The organism is Streptomyces tanashiensis (assembly GCF_014648895.1).
Classification (GTDB): domain Bacteria; phylum Actinomycetota; class Actinomycetes; order Streptomycetales; family Streptomycetaceae; genus Streptomyces; species Streptomyces tanashiensis.
Genome location: NZ_BMRZ01000045.1, coordinates 1 through 4489, shown reverse-complemented (window position 1 = coordinate 4489; position 4489 = coordinate 1). Strand labels below are relative to the sequence as shown.

1 protein-coding gene is annotated in these 4489 nt (G+C 75.0%); it reads left to right on the top strand.

Going from position 1 to position 4489, the window contains the following annotated elements:
• A partial coding sequence (locus tag IE237_RS40315) for a type I polyketide synthase (RefSeq protein ID WP_189807197.1) occupies nt 1–4489 on the top strand: 4489 nt, incomplete at both ends.

Here is a 4489-nt window from a genome sequence, read left to right as displayed (position 1 = left end):
GACCGCTTCGTCACCTCCGCCGCCGAAGCCTGGTCCCACGGCGTCACCGTCGACTGGCCGGCCCTTCTCCGGTCCTACCGCGCCCACGCCGTCGAACTGCCCTCCTATCCCTTCCAGCGCCGGCGCTACTGGCTGGAGCCCGAGCCCGCCTCGACCGACGCCCGCGGACTCGGTCTGGCCTCCGCCGGGCACCCCCTGCTCGGTGCCGTCGTCGAGCTGGTCGAGGAGGACCGGCTGGTGTACACGGGGCGGCTCGCGCTCGACACGCAGCCATGGCTCGCCGATCACGCCGTGCACGGCACCGTCCTGCTGCCCGGCACCGCGTTCCTGGAGCTCACGATGGCCGTGGGCGCGCGGGTGGGATGGCGGCGGCTCGCCGAACTCACCCTCCAGGCGCCGCTGGTGCTCCCGGCCGACGAAGCCGTACAGCTGCGGGTGACCGTCGAACCGCCGGCCGCGAACGGGCAGCGGGAGCTGGCCGTGCACTCCCGGCCGCAGGACGCCGACGCGGGCGCCCCGTGGACACGGCACGCCGCGGCGGTGCTCGACCTCGACGACGAGGGCGCGGACTTCGACCTCGCCGAGTGGCCGCCGCCCGGCGCCCAGGAGATCGACGTCGAGAGCCGCTACGACACCCTCGCTGAGGCGGGCTACGACTACGGCCCCGCCTTCCAGGGCCTGCGCGCCGCCTGGCGCACCGGTCGCGACGTCTACGCGGAGGTGGGCCTGCCCGCCGAGCTGGACGCCACGAGCTTCGGGGTGCACCCGGCGGTGCTGGACGCGGCCCTGCACGCGGTCGGCCTGCTCCGTGAGGACGCCGGCACCGTCCTGCCCTTCTCCTGGTCCGGCGTCACCCGCCACACCGAGGGCGCGGACGCGCTCCGGGTGTGGCTGAGCCCGCGGGGCGAGGGGGTGACCCTGCGCGTCACCGACGGCGTGGGGAAGCCCGTGCTGTCCGCGGAGGCCGTCACGATGCGGCCGTTCACCGCCGACCTCACCGCCGGTCGCGGCGCCGACGCGCTGTTCCGCCTCGACTGGCAGCCGGTCCCCGCCGGGGCGGCCGACGTCGACGCGTGCCTGGTCTCCGAGCTGGCCGACGTGCCGGACGCGGTGCCGCAGGTGGTCGCCGTACGATGTCCGGTCGGCGCGCGATGTCCCGGCACGTCGCAGGACTCCGACAGCACGGGGGCCGGTCTCGCCGAGGCCGCCCGTCGGGCGGCGCTCTGGGCGCTCGGCCTGGTCCAGGAATGGCTGGCCGATGCCCGCTTCTCCGGGTCCCGGCTGCTGGTCCTGACCGACGGCGCCGCCGGCCCCGAGGTCGACAACCCCGCCCAGGCCACCGTCTGGGGCCTGATCAGGACCGCGCAGTCCGAACACCCCGACCGTTTCGCCCTGCTGGACTCGGACGAGGCGCACGACGCGGGCACCGTGCCCGGTGCCGTCCTCACCGAGCCGCAGCTCTCCCTCCGGGCGGGCGCGCTCCTCGCCCCTCGCCTGGTCCGGCACACCTCGGTCACCGACCCGGCCGGCGCCACCCCGCTCGACCCGGACGCCACCGTGCTCGTCACCGGCGGCACCGGCGTGCTCGGCGCCTCGGTCGCACGCCACCTGGTCACCGAGCACGGCGCGCGCCGTCTGCTCCTGGTCAGCCGCCGCGGCGCCGACGCCCCCGGTGCCGTGGAACTCTCCACCGAACTCACCGAATTGGGCGCCGAGGTCACCCTCGCTGCCTGCGACACCGCCGACCGCGACGCGCTCGCGCGGCTCCTCGACGGCGTACGGCTCACCGCCGTCGTCCACACCGCCGGTCTGCTCGACGACGGTGTGGTCGAGTCGCTGACCGAGGACCGGCTCTCGGCCGTGCTGCGGCCCAAGGTGGACGCCGCCGCGCACCTCGACGAACTGACCGCGGAGCACGACCTCGCGGCCTTCGTCCTGTTCTCCTCCGTGGCGGGCGTGCTCGGCAACCCGGGCCAGGCCAACTACGCCGCGGGCAACGTCTTCCTCGACGCGCTCGCCGCCCGCCGCCGGGCCGCCGGCCGCACCGCGACCTCACTCGCCTGGGGTCTGTGGGCCGAGCGCACGGGCCTCACCGGTCACCTGGACGACAGCACCCTCTCCACCCGCGGCATCGCCCCGCTCTCCACCGAGCAGGGCCTCGAACTCCTCGACCGGGCGCTCGCCGACGACCACGCCGTGCTCGTACCGGCCCGCCTCGACCCGGCCTCGCTGCGCTCCGACGCGCTCGCCGGGACCATGTCCCCGGTGCTGCGCTCCCTGGTGCGGATCCCGCAGCGGCGCTCCGGCGAGTCCGGCCTGCGGAGCAGGCTGGGCCGGATGTCCGAGGAGGAGGGCCGCCGTCTGCTGCTCGACCTCGTCCGCACCCAGCTCGCCGCGGTCATCGGCAGCGAGTCGACGGACGGGCTCGACCCGGACCAGCCGTTCAAGAGCTTCGGCATCGACTCGCTGCTCGCGGTGCAGCTGCGGAACCGGCTCAACTCCACGACCGGTCTGCGCCTTCCGGCCACCCTGGTCTTCGACCACCCCACGCCGACGGCCGTCGTCGAGTTCACGCTCGCGCTCGCGCTCGCGCGGGAGCGTGCCGAGAGCGCCCCGGCGCTGCCCGTCGCCGCCGTCGCCCCGCCTACGGACGACGATCCGATCGTGATCGTCGGCATGGGCTGCCGCTTCCCGGGCGGGGTGGACTCGCCCGAGGCGCTGTGGCAGGTCGTCGCCGAGGGGCGCGACGTCATCTCGGAGTTCCCGTCCGACCGCGGCTGGGACCTGGACGGCCTCTACCACCCGGACCCGGACCACTCCGGGACGTCGTACGTCCGGCACGGCGGATTCCTCCACGAGGCCGCCGAGTTCGACCCGGCCTTCTTCGGGATCTCGCCGCGCGAGGCGCTGGCGATGGACCCGCAGCAGCGGCTGCTCCTGGAGACCTCGTGGGAGGCCCTGGAGCGGGCGGGCATCGCGCCCGGCTCGCTGCACGGCAGCGACACCGGTGTCTTCGCCGGAGTGATGTACCACGACTACGGCGCCGGCAGCCGGCTTCCGGAGGAGGCCGAGGGCCACTTCCTGACGGGCACCGCCGGCAGCGTCGCCACCGGCCGGGTGGCCTACACCCTGGGCCTCCAGGGCCCCGCCCTGACGGTCGACACCGCGTGCTCGTCCTCGCTGGTCGCCCTGCACCTCGCGGTGCGGGCCCTGCGGTCGGGCGAGTGCTCGCTGGCGCTCGCCGGTGGTGCCGCCGTGATGTCGACGCCCAACACCTTCATCGAGTTCTCGCGTCAGCGGGGGCTCGCGACCGACGGCCGGTGCAAGTCCTTCTCGGCCGACGCGGACGGCACCGCCTGGGCCGAGGGCGTCGGTGTCCTCGTCGTCGAGCGCCTGTCCGACGCCCGACGCCTGGGCCACAAGGTCCTTGCCGTGGTGGCCGGTTCCGCCGTGAACCAGGACGGCGCCTCCAACGGCCTCACCGCACCCAGCGGCCCCGCCCAGGAACGGGTGATCCGCGCCGCCGTGCAGGACGCCGGAGTCACCTTCGCCGGTGTCGACGCCGTCGAGGCACACGGCACGGGCACGGTCCTGGGCGACCCCATCGAGGCCCAGGCCCTCCTCGCCACCTACGGCAGCGAGCGCGACGGCCGGCCCCTCATGCTCGGCTCCCTCAAGTCCAACCTCGGCCACGCCCAGGCAGCCGCGGGCGTCGGCGGCATCATCAAGATGGTCATGGCCATGCGCCACGGCGAACTCCCCGCCACGCTCAACGTCAGCAAGCCCAGCGAACTCGTCGACTGGGCCGACGGCGGCGTCGAGATCCTCACCGAGGCACGCCCGTGGCCCGTCGAGGAGGGCAAGGTCCGGCGCGCGGGCGTCTCCTCCTTCGGCATCAGCGGCACCAACGCGCACATCATCCTCGCGGAGGCACCGATCGACGTGTCCGCCGAGGACACGACGGCGGACGAGGCCCGTCTGGACGGCGCTGCGTTGCCGTGGCTGGTGTCGGCGCGTTCGTCGGACGCGCTGGCCGAGGCCGCCGGACAGCTGGCCGCGTTCGTACGGGCACGGCCCGAGCTCAGCCCCGCCGACGTGGCACTGTCCCTCGCCACCGGACGCTCCGCCTTCGAGTCGCGGGCCGTGGTCCCCGGCACCGACGGACGGGACGGGCTGCTCGCCGGCCTGGACGCCCTGGCCTCCCGGGAGACCGACGGCGTCACCGCGGCCGTCTCCGGTGCGAAGCCGGGCCGCGGGTCAGGGGCTCCGGTCGTGTTCGTGTTCCCGGGTCAGGGCTCGCAGTGGGCCGGCATGGCCACGGCCCTGCTGGACTCCTCACCCGAGTTCGCCCGCGTCATCGACGCGTGCGAGACGGCCCTCACCCCGTTCGTGGACTGGTCCCTCACCGCAGTCCTGCGCGGCGAGGAGGGCGCCCCCGGCCTCGACCGCGTCGACGTCGTCCAGCCCGCCTCCTGGGCCATGATGGTCG